Origin of the sequence: Scandinavium sp. (genome assembly GCF_032012665.1) — a bacterium.
Classification (GTDB): domain Bacteria; phylum Pseudomonadota; class Gammaproteobacteria; order Enterobacterales; family Enterobacteriaceae; genus Scandinavium.
Genome location: NZ_DALZVG010000010.1, coordinates 44,863 through 62,932, shown reverse-complemented (window position 1 = coordinate 62,932; position 18,070 = coordinate 44,863). Strand labels below are relative to the sequence as shown.

At 48.5% G+C, this 18,070-nt stretch carries 13 protein-coding genes, 2 tRNA genes and 2 pseudogenes; 7 read left to right on the top strand and 10 right to left on the bottom strand.

What is annotated here, in order from left to right; all coding sequences use genetic code 11:
• A pseudogene (locus RTU33_RS10665) lies at positions 1-225 on the top strand (helix-turn-helix domain-containing protein); the annotation flags it as partial.
• Positions 226-274: 49 nt separating this feature from the next.
• Here RTU33_RS10665 and RTU33_RS10660 read toward each other — a convergent pair.
• The 3 genes from RTU33_RS10660 to RTU33_RS10650 all read right to left on the bottom strand — a co-directional run bounded on the left by RTU33_RS10660 (position 275) and on the right by RTU33_RS10650 (position 3,677).
• Positions 275-350: transfer RNA gene (locus tag RTU33_RS10660), tRNA-Asn, on the bottom strand.
• Positions 351-453: 103 nt separating this feature from the next.
• A complete protein-coding gene (locus tag RTU33_RS10655) occupies positions 454-1,842 on the bottom strand; it encodes an APC family permease (RefSeq protein ID WP_097164325.1) in 1,389 nt (462 codons plus the stop codon).
• Between the two features lie 416 nt (positions 1,843-2,258).
• Positions 2,259-3,677, bottom strand: a complete 1,419-nt coding sequence (locus tag RTU33_RS10650) for a glutamine synthetase family protein (RefSeq protein ID WP_312627225.1) — start codon at positions 3,675-3,677, stop codon at positions 2,259-2,261.
• Between the two features lie 212 nt (positions 3,678-3,889).
• Here RTU33_RS10650 and puuD point away from each other — a divergent pair, with 212 nt between their 5' ends.
• The 4 genes from puuD to RTU33_RS10630 all read left to right on the top strand — a co-directional run bounded on the left by puuD (position 3,890) and on the right by RTU33_RS10630 (position 8,140).
• Positions 3,890-4,654 carry a gamma-glutamyl-gamma-aminobutyrate hydrolase gene (puuD, locus tag RTU33_RS10645; RefSeq protein WP_312627224.1) on the top strand — a complete coding sequence of 255 codons (765 nt, stop codon included), beginning with the start codon at positions 3,890-3,892 and terminating at the stop codon, positions 4,652-4,654.
• A 25-nt stretch (positions 4,655-4,679) separates the two neighbouring features.
• A complete protein-coding gene (puuR, locus tag RTU33_RS10640) occupies positions 4,680-5,237 on the top strand; it encodes an HTH-type transcriptional regulator PuuR (RefSeq protein ID WP_312627222.1) in 558 nt (185 codons plus the stop codon).
• 132 nt (positions 5,238-5,369) lie between these two features.
• Positions 5,370-6,857, top strand: coding sequence for an aldehyde dehydrogenase PuuC (gene puuC / locus RTU33_RS10635; protein ID WP_312627220.1), 1,488 nt, complete (start codon positions 5,370-5,372; stop codon positions 6,855-6,857).
• 2 nt (positions 6,858-6,859) lie between these two features.
• Positions 6,860-8,140, top strand: a complete 1,281-nt coding sequence (locus tag RTU33_RS10630) for an FAD-binding oxidoreductase (RefSeq protein WP_312627218.1) — start codon at positions 6,860-6,862, stop codon at positions 8,138-8,140.
• Positions 8,141-8,282: 142 nt separating this feature from the next.
• On the opposite strand, the gene RTU33_RS10625 is transcribed toward RTU33_RS10630, so the two are convergent.
• Complete coding sequence (locus tag RTU33_RS10625) at positions 8,283-9,707, bottom strand: EmmdR/YeeO family multidrug/toxin efflux MATE transporter (RefSeq protein WP_312627217.1); 1,425 nt, start codon at positions 9,705-9,707, stop codon at positions 8,283-8,285.
• Positions 9,646-9,879 (bottom strand): annotated as a pseudogene (locus RTU33_RS21875) (DUF5951 family protein); the annotation flags it as partial. The pseudogene RTU33_RS21875 and the gene RTU33_RS10625, both read right to left, overlap by 62 nt.
• Before the next feature lie 21 nt (positions 9,880-9,900).
• Between RTU33_RS21875 and RTU33_RS10620 the strand changes: the two are divergent.
• Together RTU33_RS10620 and RTU33_RS10615 are read left to right on the top strand one after the other, a co-directional pair.
• Positions 9,901-9,976, top strand: a tRNA-Asn gene (locus tag RTU33_RS10620).
• 179 nt (positions 9,977-10,155) lie between these two features.
• Positions 10,156-11,430, top strand: coding sequence for an integrase arm-type DNA-binding domain-containing protein (locus tag RTU33_RS10615; protein ID WP_312627216.1), 1,275 nt, complete (start codon positions 10,156-10,158; stop codon positions 11,428-11,430).
• Positions 11,431-11,544: 114 nt separating this feature from the next.
• Here the strand turns inward: RTU33_RS10615 and RTU33_RS10610 are convergent, their stop codons facing one another.
• The 5 genes from RTU33_RS10610 to pilV form a co-directional block, all read right to left on the bottom strand.
• Positions 11,545-12,303, bottom strand: coding sequence for a hypothetical protein (locus tag RTU33_RS10610; protein WP_312627214.1), 759 nt, complete (start codon positions 12,301-12,303; stop codon positions 11,545-11,547).
• 539 nt (positions 12,304-12,842) lie between these two features.
• Positions 12,843-13,733 (bottom strand): plasmid partitioning protein RepB C-terminal domain-containing protein, encoded by an 891-nt coding sequence (locus tag RTU33_RS10605; RefSeq protein WP_312627213.1) that lies wholly within the window; start codon positions 13,731-13,733, stop codon positions 12,843-12,845.
• Positions 13,726-14,628 carry a ParB/RepB/Spo0J family partition protein gene (locus RTU33_RS10600; protein WP_312627212.1) on the bottom strand — a complete coding sequence of 301 codons (903 nt, stop codon included), beginning with the start codon at positions 14,626-14,628 and terminating at the stop codon, positions 13,726-13,728. Before RTU33_RS10600 ends, RTU33_RS10605 begins: the two co-directional genes overlap by 8 nt.
• Positions 14,629-14,641: 13 nt before the next feature.
• Positions 14,642-16,153 (bottom strand): recombinase family protein, encoded by a 1,512-nt coding sequence (locus RTU33_RS10595; protein ID WP_312627309.1) that lies wholly within the window; start codon positions 16,151-16,153, stop codon positions 14,642-14,644.
• Between the two features lie 319 nt (positions 16,154-16,472).
• Positions 16,473-18,014 carry a shufflon system plasmid conjugative transfer pilus tip adhesin PilV gene (gene pilV, locus RTU33_RS10590; RefSeq protein WP_312627210.1) on the bottom strand — a complete coding sequence of 514 codons (1,542 nt, stop codon included), beginning with the start codon at positions 18,012-18,014 and terminating at the stop codon, positions 16,473-16,475.
• Positions 18,015-18,070: the final 56 nt, after the last annotated feature.

The window sequence follows — 18,070 nt, the reverse complement described above, 5'->3', positions numbered from 1 at the left end:
ATTCTTCTCAACTACACCCTTTCAAAGCTGCGCACGAAAATGAACAAAACGCAGGTGGAAATGGCTAACGCACTGGGCATCAAGCAGCCTACGGTTGCCGGAATGGAGAAGGAAGGAAAGGACATAAAGCTTTCGTCGCTCAAACGCTACGTAGAAGCTACGGGCTGCAAGCTGAACCTGGATATCGAACTGCCGGACGGTTCGCATTTTGGATTCAGGCTGTAGCGAATTCACAAAAGCAAAAAGCCTGCTCGTAAGCAGGCTTTTCTAAATTTGGCTCCTCTGACTGGACTCGAACCAGTGACATACGGATTAACAGTCCGCCGTTCTACCGACTGAACTACAGAGGAATCGGTTAACGGGGCGCATATTAGCGATGCGCCCCCGGCTTGTCAAAGCCTGTTTTTCACATTTTGACTCGTTTGCTGCTTTCTTCTCCAGAGCGGGTAAAAATCACTCCCAGGCCTGCTCGGCTTTCGCCGCATCGAACTGCGGCGGCGGCTTACGGAAGCGACCGGTGAGATAGGTCAGGTACAGAATACCAACAGCAGCCCACACCAGACCCAGCGTCAGCGAGGTCATTTCCAGGTTGATCCACAGCACGGCGACGGTTGCAGCGCCCATCAGCGGCAGGATCAAATAGTGCACCTTGTCCTTCCAGGTTTTGTTACGCCCTTCACGACGCCAGAAGTGGTTGAACACCGACAGGTTCACAAAGGTAAACGCCACCAGCGCACCGAAGTTAATCAGCGCCGTCGCGGTGACCAGGTCGAAGAACAGCGCGGAGAGCGCCACAACGCCAACCATCAGCACGTTCAGCGCCGGAGTACGCCATTTCGGGTGCACGTAGCCGAAGTATTTTTCCGGGAAGACGTTATCGCGGCCCATCACGTACAGCAGACGCGAAACGCTGGCATGAGACGCAAGTCCAGAAGCGAGGGTGTTCACGAACGTCGTACACAGGAAGATAGACTGGAACAGCTTCCCGCCCACGTAGAGCGCAATCTCCGGCAAGGCAGCGTCCGGATTCTTGAAGCGGCTGATGTCCGGGAAGAACAGCTGCATAAAGAAGGACGCCACGATAAAGATAATGCCGCCGTAGACCGCCGTCAGGAAGATGGCCTTCGGAATGGTGCGCGCCGCATCGGGCGTTTCTTCCGAAAGCGTTGTCACAGCATCAAAGCCCAGGAACGAGAAGCAGACGATCGTCGCCCCGGTGATTATTGGGATCAGGTGCGCGTTCTGGCTGATAAACGGCTGCAGCGTCCAGACGGTGCCGACGCCCTCGCCTTTGTGCAGCCCCTGCACCACGAGGAAAATAAACACCACCATGATGGCCACCTGCACCAGCACGAACAGGGTATTGAAGTTTGCTACCAGGTTGACGCTTTTCAGGTTCGCGGCGGTCAGAATGCAGACAAAACCCACCACCCAGATCCACGGCGCAACGCCGGGGAACAGCGCGGAGAGATAGATTTTCGCCAGCAGGACGTTAATCATCGGCAGGAACAGGTAATCGAGCAGCGATGACCAGCCGACCATAAAGCCAACGTGCGGACTGATTGCCTTCTGAGCGTAGGTATAAGCAGAACCCGCCTGCGGGAACTGGCGTACCAGCTTGCCGTAGCTGATGGCGGTGAACAGCACGCCCGCCAACGCCAGAAGATAGGAAGCCGGAACGTGGCCGTTGCTGATGCCGGATACGATACCAAAAGTGTCAAACACCGACATTGGCGTGAGATAGGCGAGCCCCATCACCACCACCTGCCAGAGTTTTAAAGATTTACGCAGCTGCGGTTTGCCCGCCTGCGAGGGGAGATCGAGAGATGAGTTAGTCGCCATGACGAAGCCCCCCCATGCGCGTGCGGGTTTGCGGTGAAATCATTGTGGTAGCAAACCTGCTCAGCCTGGGGGGAAGTCGTGAAGTAAGGGGTGTGAACGTCGGGCAATGACCTTGTGCTGGTCCGTCGTAATCAATGCGGCAGCGGCATTCGCCTTCGCCGTGCGGGTATTTGAACATCTGCATCATCTCATTTCCTCGTCATACAATCTGTCGTTTAACTGAAGGCCCGTTGTCGCCTGCGCTCCGTTACGCGACTTCGGAAAATGGCAGGTTGCCCTGCTAAAACGTCCGGTCTGGCTCCGCTCAGGCCGTATGATGCTGCTTCTTTTTTTTGATTGCCGGGGGCGCGTTGCTTGCCCGGTCTACAACAGTACGGTAGGCCCGGTAAGCGAAGCGCCACCGGGCAACATCGCAATTACGCGTTTTTCAGCATCCACTCAATTTCAGTTTCTGTGATCAAACGCTCGAACTGAATTAACTCATCGTTCTTACAGGCGTGGTAGACGTGGCTGAAACGCTCGCCCAGCAGCTCGCGCAGGTGGTCGTTCTGAGTGAATTCCCACAGCGCATCGCTCTGGCGAATAGGGAACGGCAGCCCTTCCTGCTCCAGACCATTTCCTTCCACTTCTTCCTGCAGCGGCAGATCGTTATCCAGACCGTGCAGAATGCCCGCGAGGATTGACGCCATCACCAGATAAGGGTTGGCATCAGCACCCGCTACGCGGTACTCGACACGGTGGTTGTCACGATCGCCACAAGGGATACGCAGCGCGACGGTACGGTTGTTATGCCCCCATGAAGCCTGCGTTGGCACATACATACCCGGCTGGAAACGACGGTAGGAGTTTACGTTAGGGGCTAACAGTGCCATAGAAGCGGGCATTAAATCTATCATTCCCGCCAGCGCGCGCTTCAGGATGGCGGAATCTTCGCCATCGGCGTCGGCCAGCACGTTTTCGCCTTTGCTGTTCAGGATGCTGATGTGGATGTGCATCCCGCTCCCGGCGTGCTCTTCATATGGCTTCGCCATAAAGGTGGCGTGCATCTTGTGCTTTTCCGCAACGGTGCGAACCAGGCGCTTGAGCGCCAGCGCATCGTCGCAGGCATCCAGCACGTTATCGGTATGGTGCAGGTTGATTTCAAACTGGCCCGGTGAGGCTTCCGCCACGGCGCCGTCGGCCGGGATCAGCTGCAGGCGCGCCAGGTCGTCAATATCTTCCAGCACGGCGGCAAAATGATTCAGGTTATCAACGGAGTAAACCTGGCTCTGGGTATTACGATTATCGGTGCCCGGGGCGCAGGGCGGCTGCAGGTAACCTTCGTTATCACGCTGACGGTCCAGTAAATAGAACTCCAGCTCTACCGCTACCACGGGGAACAGGCCGCGCTGGCGCAGCTGCTGCCAGAGTCGGTTCAGCACGTTCCGCGGCTCAACGTCAAAGGGAGCGCCATCTTCATCCAGCATGGTCAGCTGCACCTGACCGATATATTCCGGGTCTGCCGCTGATGGGGTTAAGGTCCCCAGCACCGGAATGCAGTTGCGATCGGGCTCGCCAAGCTCCTGCCCTAAGCCGCCTTCTTCTACTACGTTGCCAAGAATATCCATCGCAAATACGGAGGCCGGGAAGTAGCAGCCCTTCTCTATCTTGGGCAGGCTGGAAACCGGGATACGTTTTCCGCGGAAGCAGCCGTTCAGGTCGGTCAGCAGCACGTCAACGTACTGGGTATTCGGGTAGCGCTCGAGGTAGCTCTTTACTTCGCGCGCAAACGCGCTACTTCGTCTCTCTTCAGAATGCTGAACAAAATTCTCAACTTCTACGATATTGGTTTCCATGATTCACCGCCGTTGCTTTGAATGCCGGTCACTGATTCAGACCGTTAAATATAATGTCCACTTTTCGACAATGATACCAATCCAAATGTTTGTCAAATGTTAAATTGAGTTTGCAAAGAGGTTATACCGCTGCTAGATTGAGAAAATATTGAACGGAACAGAGCCACATGGAAGTTTTTGGCAATAATTTAGTCCAGACTGTGAGGTTGATCATGGGCAATATATTTGACAAACCGGTTATCGGTGTTGTGATGTGCAGAAACAGGCTTAAGGGTCACCAGACCCAGACATTGCAAGAAAAGTACCTGAATGCCGTATTAAACGCTGGAGGTTTGCCAATCGCCCTGCCGCACGCGCTGGCAGAGCCGGAATTGCTGAACGCTCTGCTTCCTAAACTCGACGGTATTTTCCTGCCGGGCAGCCCCAGCAACGTGCAGCCGCACCTCTATGGTGAAAACGGCGATGAGCCTGACGCCGATCCCGGGCGTGATGAATTGAGCATGGCGCTGATTGCAGCCTCGCTTGAAAGGCGCATTCCCATTTTCGCCATCTGCCGGGGTTTGCAGGAACTGGTTGTCGCCACAGGCGGGACTCTGTATCGTCGCCTGTGCGATCAGCCTCAGTTCCTGGAACACCGTGAAGATCCGGAACTCCCGGTGGAGCAGCAATATGCGCCATCTCATGAAGTCCAGGTTCAACAGGGAGGATTGCTTTCGACATTAATACCGGGTTGCAACACGTTTTGGGTGAACTCATTACACGGACAAGGCGCGAAAACGCTGGGCCCTTCACTGCGCGTAGAAGCCCGCTCGCAGGATGGCCTGGTGGAAGCCGCCAGCGTTCACGATCACCCGTTCGCCCTCGGCGTGCAGTGGCATCCGGAATGGAACAGTAGCGAATACGCACTTTCGCGTATGTTGCTGGAAGGTTTTATCACCGCCTGTCAGAACCACCTCGCTGAAAAGCAGCGACTCTGACCCCTACTGTTAAGGAAATACCAATATGAGCGATGACGGCCTGGCGCCGGGTAAACGTTTGTCAGAGATCCGCCAGCAACTGGGTCTTTCTCAACGTCGTGCCGCCGAACTGTCTGGATTAACGCATAGCGCCATCAGCACCATAGAACAGGACAAAGTCAGTCCTGCCATCAGTACGCTGCAAAAGCTGCTGAAAGTCTACGGGCTGTCGCTCTCCGAGTTCTTCGCGGAACCGGAAAAACCTGACGAGCCGCAGGTGGTTATCAATCAGGATGACCTGATTGAGATCGGCAGTCAGGGTGTATCAATGAAGTTGGTTCACAACGGAAATCCGAACCGTACGCTGGCAATGATCTTCGAGACTTACCAACCCGGCACAACGACCGGAGAGCGGATCAAACACCAGGGTGAGGAGATCGGCACGATACTGGAAGGTGACGTGATTCTGACCATCAACGGCCAGGATTATCACCTCGTTGCAGGGCAGAGTTATGCCATCAACACCGGCATACCACACAGCTTCAGCAACACCTCGGCAGGCATCTGCCGCATCATCAGTGCCCATACCCCCACCACGTTCTGATTTCCTTCTGGCCTGAGTTTCTCAGGCCACCTTAAAGACGATGCTTTTTTAACAGGATTCATTTCCTGGGGCATTTTGCAGCCTGAATTCATCGGCGGCAGCGTTTAACTGAGTGATTAAGAAGGAATCATCATGAACTTTCAGCATCTGAGTTACTGGCAGGATAAGGCAAATCAGGCGCAGCCAGAGACGCGTCTGTTTATTAACGGCGAATACTGTCAGGCGCAGGACGGCAGCACCTTTGAGATTGTCGATCCGGCGGCACAGCGCGCGCTGGCGCAGGTGGCTCGCGGTAAAAAAGCCGATGTGGATCATGCCGTACGCGGCGCCCGCGACGTATTTGAAAGCGGCGACTGGTCACAGGCCTCCCCTGCCAAACGTAAAGCCGTACTGAACAGGCTGGCGGATTTGATGGAGCAGCATCACGAGGAGCTGGCATTGCTGGAAACGCTTGATACCGGCAAACCCATTCGCCATAGCCTGCGTGATGATATTCCCGGCGCGACCCGCGCTATCCGCTGGTACGCCGAAGCGATTGACAAAGTGTATGGCGAAGTCGCCACCACCGGCGTGAACGACCTGGCGATGATCGTCCGTGAGCCGATTGGCGTGGTGGCTGCCGTCGTGCCGTGGAACTTCCCACTGCTGCTGGCCTGCTGGAAGCTTGGCCCGGCGCTGGCGGCGGGCAACAGCGTGATCCTCAAACCTTCTGAAAAATCACCGTTAACCGCCATTCGCCTGGCGGGGCTGGCGAAAGAAGCGGGCCTGCCGGACGGCGTGTTCAGCGTCATTCCAGGCTTTGGCCATGAAGCGGGTCAGGCGCTTTCGCAGCATCCGGACGTTGACGCGATCGCCTTCACCGGCTCCACGCGTACCGGGAAGCAGCTGCTGAAAGATGCGGGCGACAGCAACATGAAGCGCGTCTGGCTGGAAGCGGGCGGCAAGAGCGCCAACATCGTTTTCGCCGACTGTCCGAATCTGCAACAAGCTGCCGCAACCACCGCCGCAGGCATTTTCTACAACCAGGGCCAGGTGTGCATCGCCGGCACGCGTCTGCTGCTGGAAGAGAGCATCGCCGATGAGTTTATCGCGCTGCTGAAAGAGCAGGCCAAAAACTGGCAGCCGGGCAATCCGCTCGATCCGGAGACCACCATGGGCACGCTGATTGACAGCGCTCATGCCGACAGCGTGCACAGCTTTATCCGTGACGGCGAAACCCAGGGCAAGCTGGCCCTCGACGGCCGCGACGGCAAGCACCCGGCGGCCATCGGCCCGACCATTTTTGTTGATACCACGCCCAATGCCCGCGTGGGCCGCGAAGAGATCTTCGGACCGGTGCTGGTCGTTACCCGTTTCAGTTCGGAAGCCCAGGCGCTGGAGCTGGCGAACGACAGCGAATACGGCCTGGGCGCCGCCGTGTGGACGCGCGATCTCTCCCGCGCTCACCGCATGAGCCGCCGCCTGAAAGCAGGTTCCGTCTTCGTCAATAACTACAACGACGGCGACATGACCGTGCCGTTTGGCGGCTACAAGCAGAGCGGCAACGGACGCGACAAGTCCCTGCACGCACTGGAAAAATTTAGCGAACTGAAAACTATCTGGATTGCCCTGGAGCCTTAATCATGACTGAACATACCACCAGCTATTACGCCGCGAGCGCGAACCAGTATGAACCCTTCCCGGAGCTGAACGAATCGTTGACCTGCGACGTGTGCGTGGTCGGCGGCGGCTACACCGGGCTTTCCTCCGCGCTGCATCTGTCTGAAATGGGCTATGACGTAGTGCTGCTGGAATCGGCGCGCATCGGTTTTGGCGCCAGCGGCCGCAACGGCGGGCAGCTGGTTAACTCCTACAGCCGCGACATCGACGTTATCGAACGCAGCTACGGCCCCGAAGCGGCAAAACAGCTCGGCGGCATGATGTTTGAAGGCGCGGAGATTATCCGCGAGCGGATCAAGCGTTATCAGATTGACTGCGACTATCGTCCGGGCGGCCTGTTCGTGGCAATGAACCACAAACAGCTGGAAAAACTGGAAGAGCAGAAAGCCAACTGGGAGCGTTACGGTAACACTCAGCTTGAGCTGCTGGATGCCAACGCGCTGAAGCGTGAAGTGAACAGCGATCGCTACGTCGGCGCCCTGCTCGACCACAGCGGCGGCCATATTCATCCGCTGAATCTGGCAATTGGTGAAGCGAACGCAATTCGTCTGAACGGCGGCCGCGTGTTTGAGCAATCGCCGGTTACCAACATTCAGCACACCAGCCCGGCGGTGGTGAGCACCGCCAAAGGCCAAGTCACGGCGAAGTATGTGATTGTGGCGGGAAATGCCTATCTCGGTAATAAGCTCGAGCCGGATCTGGCGAAGCGCAGCATGCCGTGCGGAACGCAGGTGTTAACCACCGAGCCGCTGGGTGAAGACGTTGCCCGTTCGCTTATTCCGAACAACTACTGCGTGGAAGACTGTAACTATCTGCTGGATTACTACCGTCTGACCGCCGACAACCGCCTGCTGTACGGCGGCGGCGTGGTGTATGGCGCACGTGACCCGGCGGATATTGAGCGTCTGGTGATGCCAAACCTGCTGAAGACCTTCCCGCAGTTGAAAGGCGTGAAAATTGACTACAGCTGGACCGGCAACTTCCTGCTGACGCTCTCTCGCCTGCCGCAGGTTGGCCGTCTGGAAAACAATATTTACTACAGCCAGGGTTGCAGCGGGCACGGCGTCACTTATACCCATCTGGCGGGTCGTCTGATTGCCGAGCTGCTGCGCGGGGATGCCGAACGCTTCAATGCCTTTGCTAATCTGCCGCACTATCCGTTCCCGGGCGGCCGCACGTTCCGTATTCCTTTCACGGCTATGGGAGCCGCGTACTACAGCCTTCGCGATCGCCTTGGGGTGTAATGAGCTCTGGTGTTTTGCCCGACGCACAAGGGAGATCCCCCCTTGTGCGTTTTTTTTCATGCCCGGCGGCGCTCAGCTTGCCAGGCCTGGAATCCATTGGGCTTCGTAGACCTGTGTAAGGCGCAGCCGCCACCAGGCATTTTTATTCCTGCCTGATTCGCGGATACTTCCATAACCAGCGCCCGCTGACCATTCGCCAGTAGAATGCTGCGCCGCGCACGGCCCAGTCGAGGAACATGCCGAGCCAGACGCCGACTACGCCCATGCCAAGCACAATACCCAGCAGATAGCCGACCACCACACGTGCGCCCCACATGCTGAACATGGAAACCCACATCGCAAAGCGTGCGTCACGCGCGCCCTTCAAACCGGCCGGGAGAACCCAGGAAGCCGACCAGATGGGCATAAACGCCGCGTTGAGCCACAGCAGTTCTTTCACCACGGCTTTTACGTCTGCCTCGTGGGTATAGAACGAAGCGAACAGTCCGGCAAAGGGTGCTGTACCCCAGGCAATCGCCGTCAGCACGATAGTCGACATCCAGAACACGTGGCGGAGCTGCTTCTCGGCCTGGCCGATTTGCCCTTTGCCGAGGCGCTTGCCGGTGATAATGGTGGATGCCGATCCCAGCGCGTTCCCCGGCAGGTTAATCAGAGACGCTACCGAGAAGGCGATGAAGTTCCCGGCGATGACGTCCGTTCCCATCCCGGCAACAAACATCTGCGTCAGCAGCTTGCCGCTGTTAAACAGCACGGATTCAATGCTCGCCGGGATCCCAATCCCCATCACTTCCCAGATGATGGCGAAGTTAAGCGGCTTGATGTAGCTCTTCAACGGAATGCGCAGCGCGGGGTTAAAGCCCACAGCGAGCACGGCAACAATCGCCACCGCGCCGATATAGCGGGAAATGGTCAAGCCCAGACCCGCGCCAACGAAACCGAGTCCGTCCCAGGAAAAAACGCCGTAAATCAGGATGCTGCTGATAATAATATTGAGGATGTTCATTCCGCCGTTAATCAGCAGCGGAATTTTGGTGTTCCCGGCACCGCGCAGCGCGCCGCTGCCGATGAGCGCAATAGCCGCCGCCGGGTAGCTCAATACCGTCAGTTCGAGGTAGGTCAGCGCAAGCTCTTTGACGTGCTCCGTAGCAGCACCTGCGACTACCTCGATGATTTCTCGTCCGAACAGATGAATAACCGCCGCGAGAATAATCGAGAACAGGGTCATGATGACCAGCGACTGGCGCGCTGCCGCCCTCGCCTGTTTTCGGTTTCGCCGCCCGAGACTGAAGGCCACAACGACCGTGGTCCCGAGATCGATGGCGGCAAAAAACGCCATAATCACCATGTTGAAACTGTCGGCAAGGCCCACGCCCGCCATGGCATCCGCACCCAGCCAGCTGACGAGGAAGGTGCTGAGCACGCCCATCAGCAGAACGCAGGTATTTTCCAGAAAGATAGGCACGGCAAGTGGGGTGATTTCACGCCAGAACAGAACACGGTAAGTTTTACGGTTTTTGTACCAGGTGGTGCGGGTGACGGCCTGGCGAACTGCGGCAGAGACGTTCAAAGGGTGCCTTAGAGAGAAAGTTGAAACCTCGTTTTAAATGATGAGGGAGAAACGCCGATCCTGCAATGTCGTTTTGACGTAAAATTGTGGGTAAATACAACAAATTGTTGACGGAAACGACAGTCGTGCCGAAAGAGGCGCTTTGCCGTTTGACAAAAGTTTTTTCGCCGCTAAGATAAGCCTCCTACACGATTCCTCTGTAGTTCAGTCGGTAGAACGGCGGACTGTTAATCCGTATGTCACTGGTTCGAGTCCAGTCAGAGGAGCCAATTTAAGGGAAGCAGACGTTCACTGATGTCTGCTTTCTGCGTTTCTATCAGTTAGTTATCTCTTCTTTCACGTTCACCCTCGTTCACTAAAAACCACTCGAAGCCATACCCATTTGCTGGTAAAAATGTTGGTAATGGTAGTTCGATTGCGCTTTTACCAACAAACGGGGGATGTCGTCATGCCACTTACTGATACTAAAGTAAAAAACGCCAAGCCCCTCGATAAGGAATACAAGCTGACTGATGGCTTCGGTATGTTCCTTCGCATTACCCCTAAAGGTTCGAAATACTGGCAAATGGCTTACCGCTTCGAAGGGAAGCAAAAACTTTTCTCTATCGGTGTTTACCCTGCTGTTTCACTTGCTGATGCAAGACAACGCCGTGATGAAGCTAAAAGACTTCTTGCTCAAGGCACTGATCCTAACGCCAAGAAACAGGCCGAAGTTAAAGAACTAAAGGCCAAGCGTGATAAGACACGCACCTTCACTGTGGTGGCAAAAGCTTGGTTTGCCACGAAAACAAAATGGTCAAAAGATTATGGTGATTCCGTATGGAAGCGCCTTGAAACCTATGTCTTTCCGGCGATTGGAGATAAAGATGTTGCCGAACTGGATACGGGTGACCTGCTGGCTCCGGTGAAAAAGGTTGAGGCACTTGGTTATCTTGAAGTTGCCATGCGCATTCAACAATACATTACGGCGATCCTGCGTCATGCTGTTCAGCAAAAACTGATACGCCATAATCCCGCCTATGATATGGAAGGTGCTGTTCAGAAACCACAGACTGAACACCGCCCGGCACTGGAGCTGGAAGAAATCCCTCAACTACTGAAAAAAATTAGCGAATACAAAGGCCGCAGGTTAACCATACTGGCTATTCAGCTCAATCTGATGATTTTCATTCGTTCCAGTGAGCTTCGTTTCGCTCGCTGGTCTGAAATTGATTTCAAAAGTAAGTTATGGGTGATACCTGAACAGCGGGAAGCGATTGAAAACGTCAAACATTCCACTCGTGGGGCCAAAATGAAGCGTAAGCACTTTGTTCCCCTTTGTAAACAAGCCATGAGGATACTGAAAGAGATCCGACAACTGACTTATGAAGAAGGTCATGATGATGGATTAATCTTTACTGGCTGTTATGACTCGTTTAAACCCATGAGCGAAAACACCATCAACAAAGCCCTTCGCAATATGGGCTATGACACGAAGCAGGACATCTGTGGACATGGTTTCCGCACGCTGGCCTGTAGTGCCTTAATTGAGTCAGGTTTGTGGTCAGAAGACGCTGTAGAGCTTCAGATGAGCCATAAGGAAAGTAACAGCGTCCGTGCTGCTTATACCCACAAGGCCAAGCATCTTGACCAGCGCCGCCTGATGCTCCAGTGGTGGGCTGATTATCTGGATGCGAACAGCAATGATATGGTCAGACCGTTTGAGTTTGCTCAGAAACGATAGACCCCATAGTCAACAATGGTGAGTCTGTTATTTTATTTATAAGACCACTAACGCTTATAGAAAACATGCTACATATATTATAAATATATACGTGGCATGTTTTTATTTGTTATTCTAAAATAAATAGGAAATAAAATTGGGGATGATATTTTTATAAACATATAAAATATATTGGAAATTATTATTGAGAAGAGCAATCCCTCCCCCTGATGCCAGAAAATGTCCCGCAACAGAAAAAGGAATCCAAAGTTTAACAAACCTAACTGTCTCATCAAAGTTCCTATTTTTAGTAAAACCAAAGCAGAAGTGGATTAAACTGGCAAATAAAAGTGACATGCCAACATACGCCGTAGCTTCAAAAAGCAAAGTATTTAAACCGGTTAGGTATTCGTAACTGATATTAAATAATTGAACATTATCAATAATCCTTGAATAAAAGTCAGCAAACATATATTTCCCATAAATAGCAGAATAAATGGCACTGATTACGAATACAACCATTAAAGCAGTAATCGGTATATATACAAGTCCATAAACAGCATTATGACCTTTTTGTTGTATGTTTTTAAATACACCAACGCTACAAATTATTATGGCGCAAAAAGAGAACGTAGGTAGAAATGTCACGAAGAAACGGGGAAACAAAGGAAATGCGACTAATAATGCAATAACTATAATATTGGACAATTGTTTGAAATCAGAGGCTTCTTTTATAGCTAAAGAATTAATAACAACTTGATTATTATTACCAATTATATCAGGACTGTTAACTCTTGTGTTTTTAATGCTGTTAACCCTAAGGGACTTAATAGTTAGTGTTAAGCTGACGGTGATAGCAATAATAGAACCTAAAGAAAATAAACTATCAAACATGATTGTCTTCCTTCACGAAATTGGGAAGAGAATTTTACCTTTAACGCTCTGATTTTTCAATTTAAATAAAAAAACGCCCAAAAAAAAGCTCATGGGATGATGTTCTACGCGGTAGCAGTTTGTTAGCCTACAGATCATGAACTATAAAATATATAGCCCCAAACTTGCTAAAAAGCTAAGAAAAAAGGAAAATGAACTGAATAAAAAATGGACAATATGTAATATAAAAGAAAGAGCCTTTAGGCCCTTTCTTTTTCCCGCTAAGGGAACTCTCCATTGGAGAGAATACATATCCCCACACTTGGGCAACGCAATCAGCCCATTGGGCTGTAAACAACTCCCCATATATGGGGCAATCAGACACTTCAAATGAAGTGAATATTCGCAAGGAACACTTATTAAATATAATATTAAATATCAACTGTCAAATTTATTTCTCTAAAACTTTCAGATTTAAAAACAATAAATAATTATATAGCACAACTATGAACAACACACTACAACATAAAATGCATTGTTCATAGTGGCCCGTATAATATTCAACGCAACTCTTCGTCTTCGCACATTGGCAATGAGTCAATGGCGGAAATTTTCTTTAGTTGAGCCAAGTAATCAGGATTATTATCAACCAACCAATTTAATACGGCATAATTTGATAGTAATTTCTTGATGTGACCAATAATCACTGCCAACTTTAAATTATTCGTACCATATATATTTTCGAGTTGCTTAGTCTCCATTTCCATTGCGGCCATTTCGCGTTCCATTCTGGCAAAGTTTTTTGCTATGTCTTGTTGCTTGAGCTTAGAATCTTTCGGGTTTATTAACATATCATCGGTAGTATAATGTAATAATGATAGAGCAAATTTACGGCTGAAATTATTTATACTCATCATCGTGGATACCGCTTCCAACTGTCTTTCTGGTTTCATTTTACGTAAAATAGAGAATATTGCTTGAGGAACATGCTGATTTGTTAATAAAGCGGTAGTTTCCGGGCTAATCCCATCAAGTAATCTGAACTTTGCCCTGAGTGTATCTACTGATATATTAAGGGATTGACTAATTTTTTCTTCTGAAACACCAGCATCCACAGCCTGCAATATCATACGATACTCCTGAATAACAGGTAGTCGATTTACATACTTGTTATAGCTGTAAGATTCTTCATCCTCTGAAATTAAACAAGGTATAGTAGATAGCCCAATGTCCTTTGATGCTTCAACTCTTAAATGACCATCAAGTATGATCTTTTCTGACAGTTTATTAATATAGATAACTATGGGTTCTATGATACCTACTGTTTTCACCGTTGAAAGTATCTGAAGATATTTAACGCTCGATTTAACATTAATTGGTAAATCTTTTCCATATATCAAATCGGAAACATTCATATTGAAAAATTTATTTCCGAAGTTAGGCTTATTCATTTTCAAGTCCTCGTTCAGGATCAACGTTATCCAGAATAAATGCTGGGACAGAATTTAAACTCTCAACAGACAAAAGACCGGAAAACTCTCTATTTTGCAGTAAATTAATCATTATCTCCTTAACGACCATTAAACTAGATATTGTAAACTCGGATCTTGTATGGATAACTTTATGTCTTTTAAGATTTTCTTGATAAAGTTCCTTTAATTCTTCAGACGTAATCCGTTTCCTTTTTGCGCCCTGTACGAAAGCATTATTATTACTTCCCTTACCTGATGTTTCCCTTTGTGCTAAGATTCTTTTAATCGCAGCTATTTGCTTGGAGTTAAGTTCACCAGAATTGAAACCTTCTAAAAGAAGATTTTGTATGTCAATCCCTTTAGCTCTTGATATTTCCACAGCCAGATATATAGGTATTCTTCCAGACTCAACAGCAGCAAGCAATTTATCTTCACCATTTTCTTTCAATGACACAATAGAACTTACCCAAGTTCTAGAACGACCAATTTTATTAGCGACCTCTAGCTCAGTAAAGCCTTTATTTTTCAGCTCTATGATACTATTGAGAAGTTCAGTAGAACGTGGTTTTCTTCGTGCAATGTTCTCAGCGAGGCTCATGATATGACCATCTTCATGATCAACAGATTTTATAATTGCTGGTATTTGTTTTTCACCTAATATTTCATAAGCTTCAATCCGCCCTTGCCCACAAATCAAATCGTACAGGTATCTCTCACTGGGGGAGTCAGATAACCTTATTGTAATTGGTTTTTTTAAACCTATGTTTTTTATGCTTTCAACAAGTTCATTATGGATAGATTTACTTCTGGAACGTGGATTCACAATCCTAATTGCAGAGATATCTATAAGCTTTATTTCTTCATGTTCTCTCATCGGTAGATTCCTCTTAAAAAATATCACGTTTAAGGATCTGCAAAAAAGGTATCAAGTCATCATATCGATAAAACTCTAACTGATAGGGATTAAACCCTTCAAAAACAAACTGAGTATCCAACAACTCTATTGATGGAAATATATAATAATCTTTTGTGTTCACATTTTGACTATCAAGTCTAACAACGATACAAATATCATAATTGAACTTACGTTCAAACCGAATTCTCCAGCGCTTTCTTGTGTTATTCATAAAACAGCGAGAGATAACTACAGACATTTTAACTTCATCATTAATAGTAAATAGTTTAGACTCCCCATCATAATCAACATAACAACCTTGTTCTGTAATATCAAAAATGAGTTTTTCAACTAAGCTATGATACTTTTCCCTAAGCAAGGAATTAATTCGCAAATAGTCATAATCATGCTTTGGTCTATAGTCAATTAATTTATAAGCCTGTAATAGACCACCAAAACGTTTCCTATACACAGATGAGGATGGTGTATCATCATCTTCATCTATAATTATGCCAGATAGTTTCCCTTTGTTTTTAAAAAGCTCGGAGAGTTTAGCAAGTAGATCATCATTACTAAGATGAATACTTCTATTACTAATAATAGTCTGCGCTTGTAAAAATAACTCAGGAGAAATAATAGCTTCAAAAGCATTTTCGCACCTTATCCATTCATGCTTGGGGTTCCGGGTAGAGCGTTGGCTTAATCGACATGATGTACGGTTATAGACATTATGACCAATATATTTTTCGTTAGTTAAAATCTCGTGGATCTTTCCTCTGGTCCATTTACTGCCATGCTCTGCAGAAATCCCTCTTCTATTCAACTCAGAGGCAATAACCCTCTCTGGCTTAAAGTTATTCACGAATTGATCGTATATCCATCCAACCGTTATGACTTCATCTTCCGGCCCTAATACTAAAATTATTCGATCAGTCTGGATGCTTTTCCACTCTCTATATTTAAGTATCCCTTTATGTTTATGGTTTTCATCTATCAACATTCTTCGTAAACCATATCCAGCAGGCCCGCCTTGGTGATATCCACGACCAGCCAGATTAGCTTGTCCAAGAAAGACTTTTTGTGATAAGTCCCGACTTAAAGAAGAAGCTTTTTTTCGATCTATGAATAATTGAAAATCAGCATAATCACTATTACCTTCAATAATAGGGTTTGCACAATATATGATGCCAACACCATGCATTTGAAGTTGATGGGTATAATATCCAAATTGATCTATACTCTGAAATCGCCCAAAGCGGCTTATGTCATAAACTAAAACTGCTTTAATATTTATTTTCCCTTCAACCACATCATCTATTAACTGTTGAAATGCCTGTCTTCGGTTTGCCGTAACCCCACTTTTTCCAGAGTCATCATATGTATGAATGATATTCATCCTATGTTCTGACGCGAATTTACTTATGAATTGAGATTGATTGAATATTGAATACTGCTGATGGTCTGTAGACATTCTCAAATATTGCGCAACATTAATTGCATCCATAAAAACACCCAATCTCCAATAAAATAAAGCTTGTGGTGTTATTAACGGATAAAACACTTAAAATCACACATCCATCTACCACAATCCTTAAGTCAAACTACACCATTACAGATGTTAATTTTTTTGATCTCCATCTCAAAATTGAAAAAATACGATCATGGTTCAATAAAACATAATGCACGAAAATATTTACCGATCTCTGAAATTCATTATATTTTTTAGAGAGTTATTAAATAACTTCGCTGAAATGACATTGCATATGAAAAAGGGCTTTCGGCCCTTCATTCTTTCCTTTATAGGAAACTACCCATTCCACTATTTAGTTGGCAGAGCAAAAATGGACAGGAGAGCTATTTGAACCATAGTTTGTAAAGCCACCGCTGCACTGATACCCCAGTGCAGTAAAATTACCCGATGAGGTTCCCGTTCCTCCACCGGGCCTGATACTTCCAAGATCTTTTGGATAGCTTCCGCCGCAAGCCTCATAACACATTGCAACAGATGCACCACTAGCCGCTGTCCATTTTCCATTAACACAGGAAAGCAAAGCACCAGCACTATTTTTACCCTGCAGGCCAGCAGGAGAACAGGAAGCCCCGGCAGTTGCGGTTCCACTTATTTGTAAGAACTCCCCGGCTGTCATTCTTCCAGTCGAGGCAACAGTCACCCCCTTTACCTGACCAGAAGATATAATGTTGCCAGAAGCGGTAATAGTGCTCTTGGCGGTTACGGCTCCAGTTAAGGTGCTGGCTCCGGCAACAGATAATGTAGACGCAAAACTGGCCGCACCTTTAAGCGTACTGGTTCCGGCTACTGTTAAAGCGTTATTTGCATTGACAGCACCTGTTAACGTTGTCACTCCGGCGACGTTCAACGTTGATCCCAAAGCAGCAGCACCTTTGAGGCTACTTATACCAGCGACTGTTAATGTATTACTGGCGTTTACTGCCCCTGTTAATGTTGTCGCACCAGCGACATTTAATGCAGAACCTAACGTTGCCGCCCCCTTCAGATTACTTGTCCCTGCAACTGCCAGAGTATTGCTGGCTGCCAGCGGACCAGTGAGAGTGGTGGCCCCTCCGACATTCAGGGTAGTGCCAACTGTGGCTGCCCCGTTAGTTTTTAATACACCTGTCGTTGTGGTGCCTGCCGCCGTTATATTCTGTGCATTATAAACACTCTGACCGCCCATATTTAAATCACCTGTCATAGGGAGTGTTCCGTCTCTGCGAAGATAAACCGAATAAAGTGAGCTGTTAAATCCAACCCTGAATGCCAGCAGCCCTTCACTGGTTATATTATTATATGCAGTTGATGGTTCACTCCATTGCCCCTGAAAACCCGCAACAGAACTTGCTGTTCGCGTCATACCACTGTCGATACCTGCTGTTTGCATGGCTTTCCCTAACAGGTCATAACGGATTTTTCCACCTTCACTCCACGCAGAAGACGTTGTAATAAGTCCATTGATAACATAGTTAGGCGCAGTCCCGTTTCGTTTTAATAATATCTTATAAGGTGATTTATAGATATTCATCCCATTGAATGTATCAGGCAAAAGACTTTCATTTACCAAGGTAGCATACGTAATTTCACAGCCTGTCGCATTACATGTTCTTGGTCCCGGATCGCTGGACTGATTTGAACTGGCGGTCAGTGTTGATATCTTATCGTAGCGCAAACTGATATATCCATTAACAGCCTGCCCTATCTGATTTATCTGTTGCCCGGCTGTTTTAGCAGTAAAATCATCTTGCTCATTTTTCATATCCTGAAATTTTACAAATGTGATCATTGAGCCTACACCAAGAACCAAAATAAGTTCTAATAGAGAAAACCCCTTTTTATTTGATTTACCCATTTTCATTTCCTTTTGTATTACACATCACTATCAATTAACAAAAACACAGAAATAAT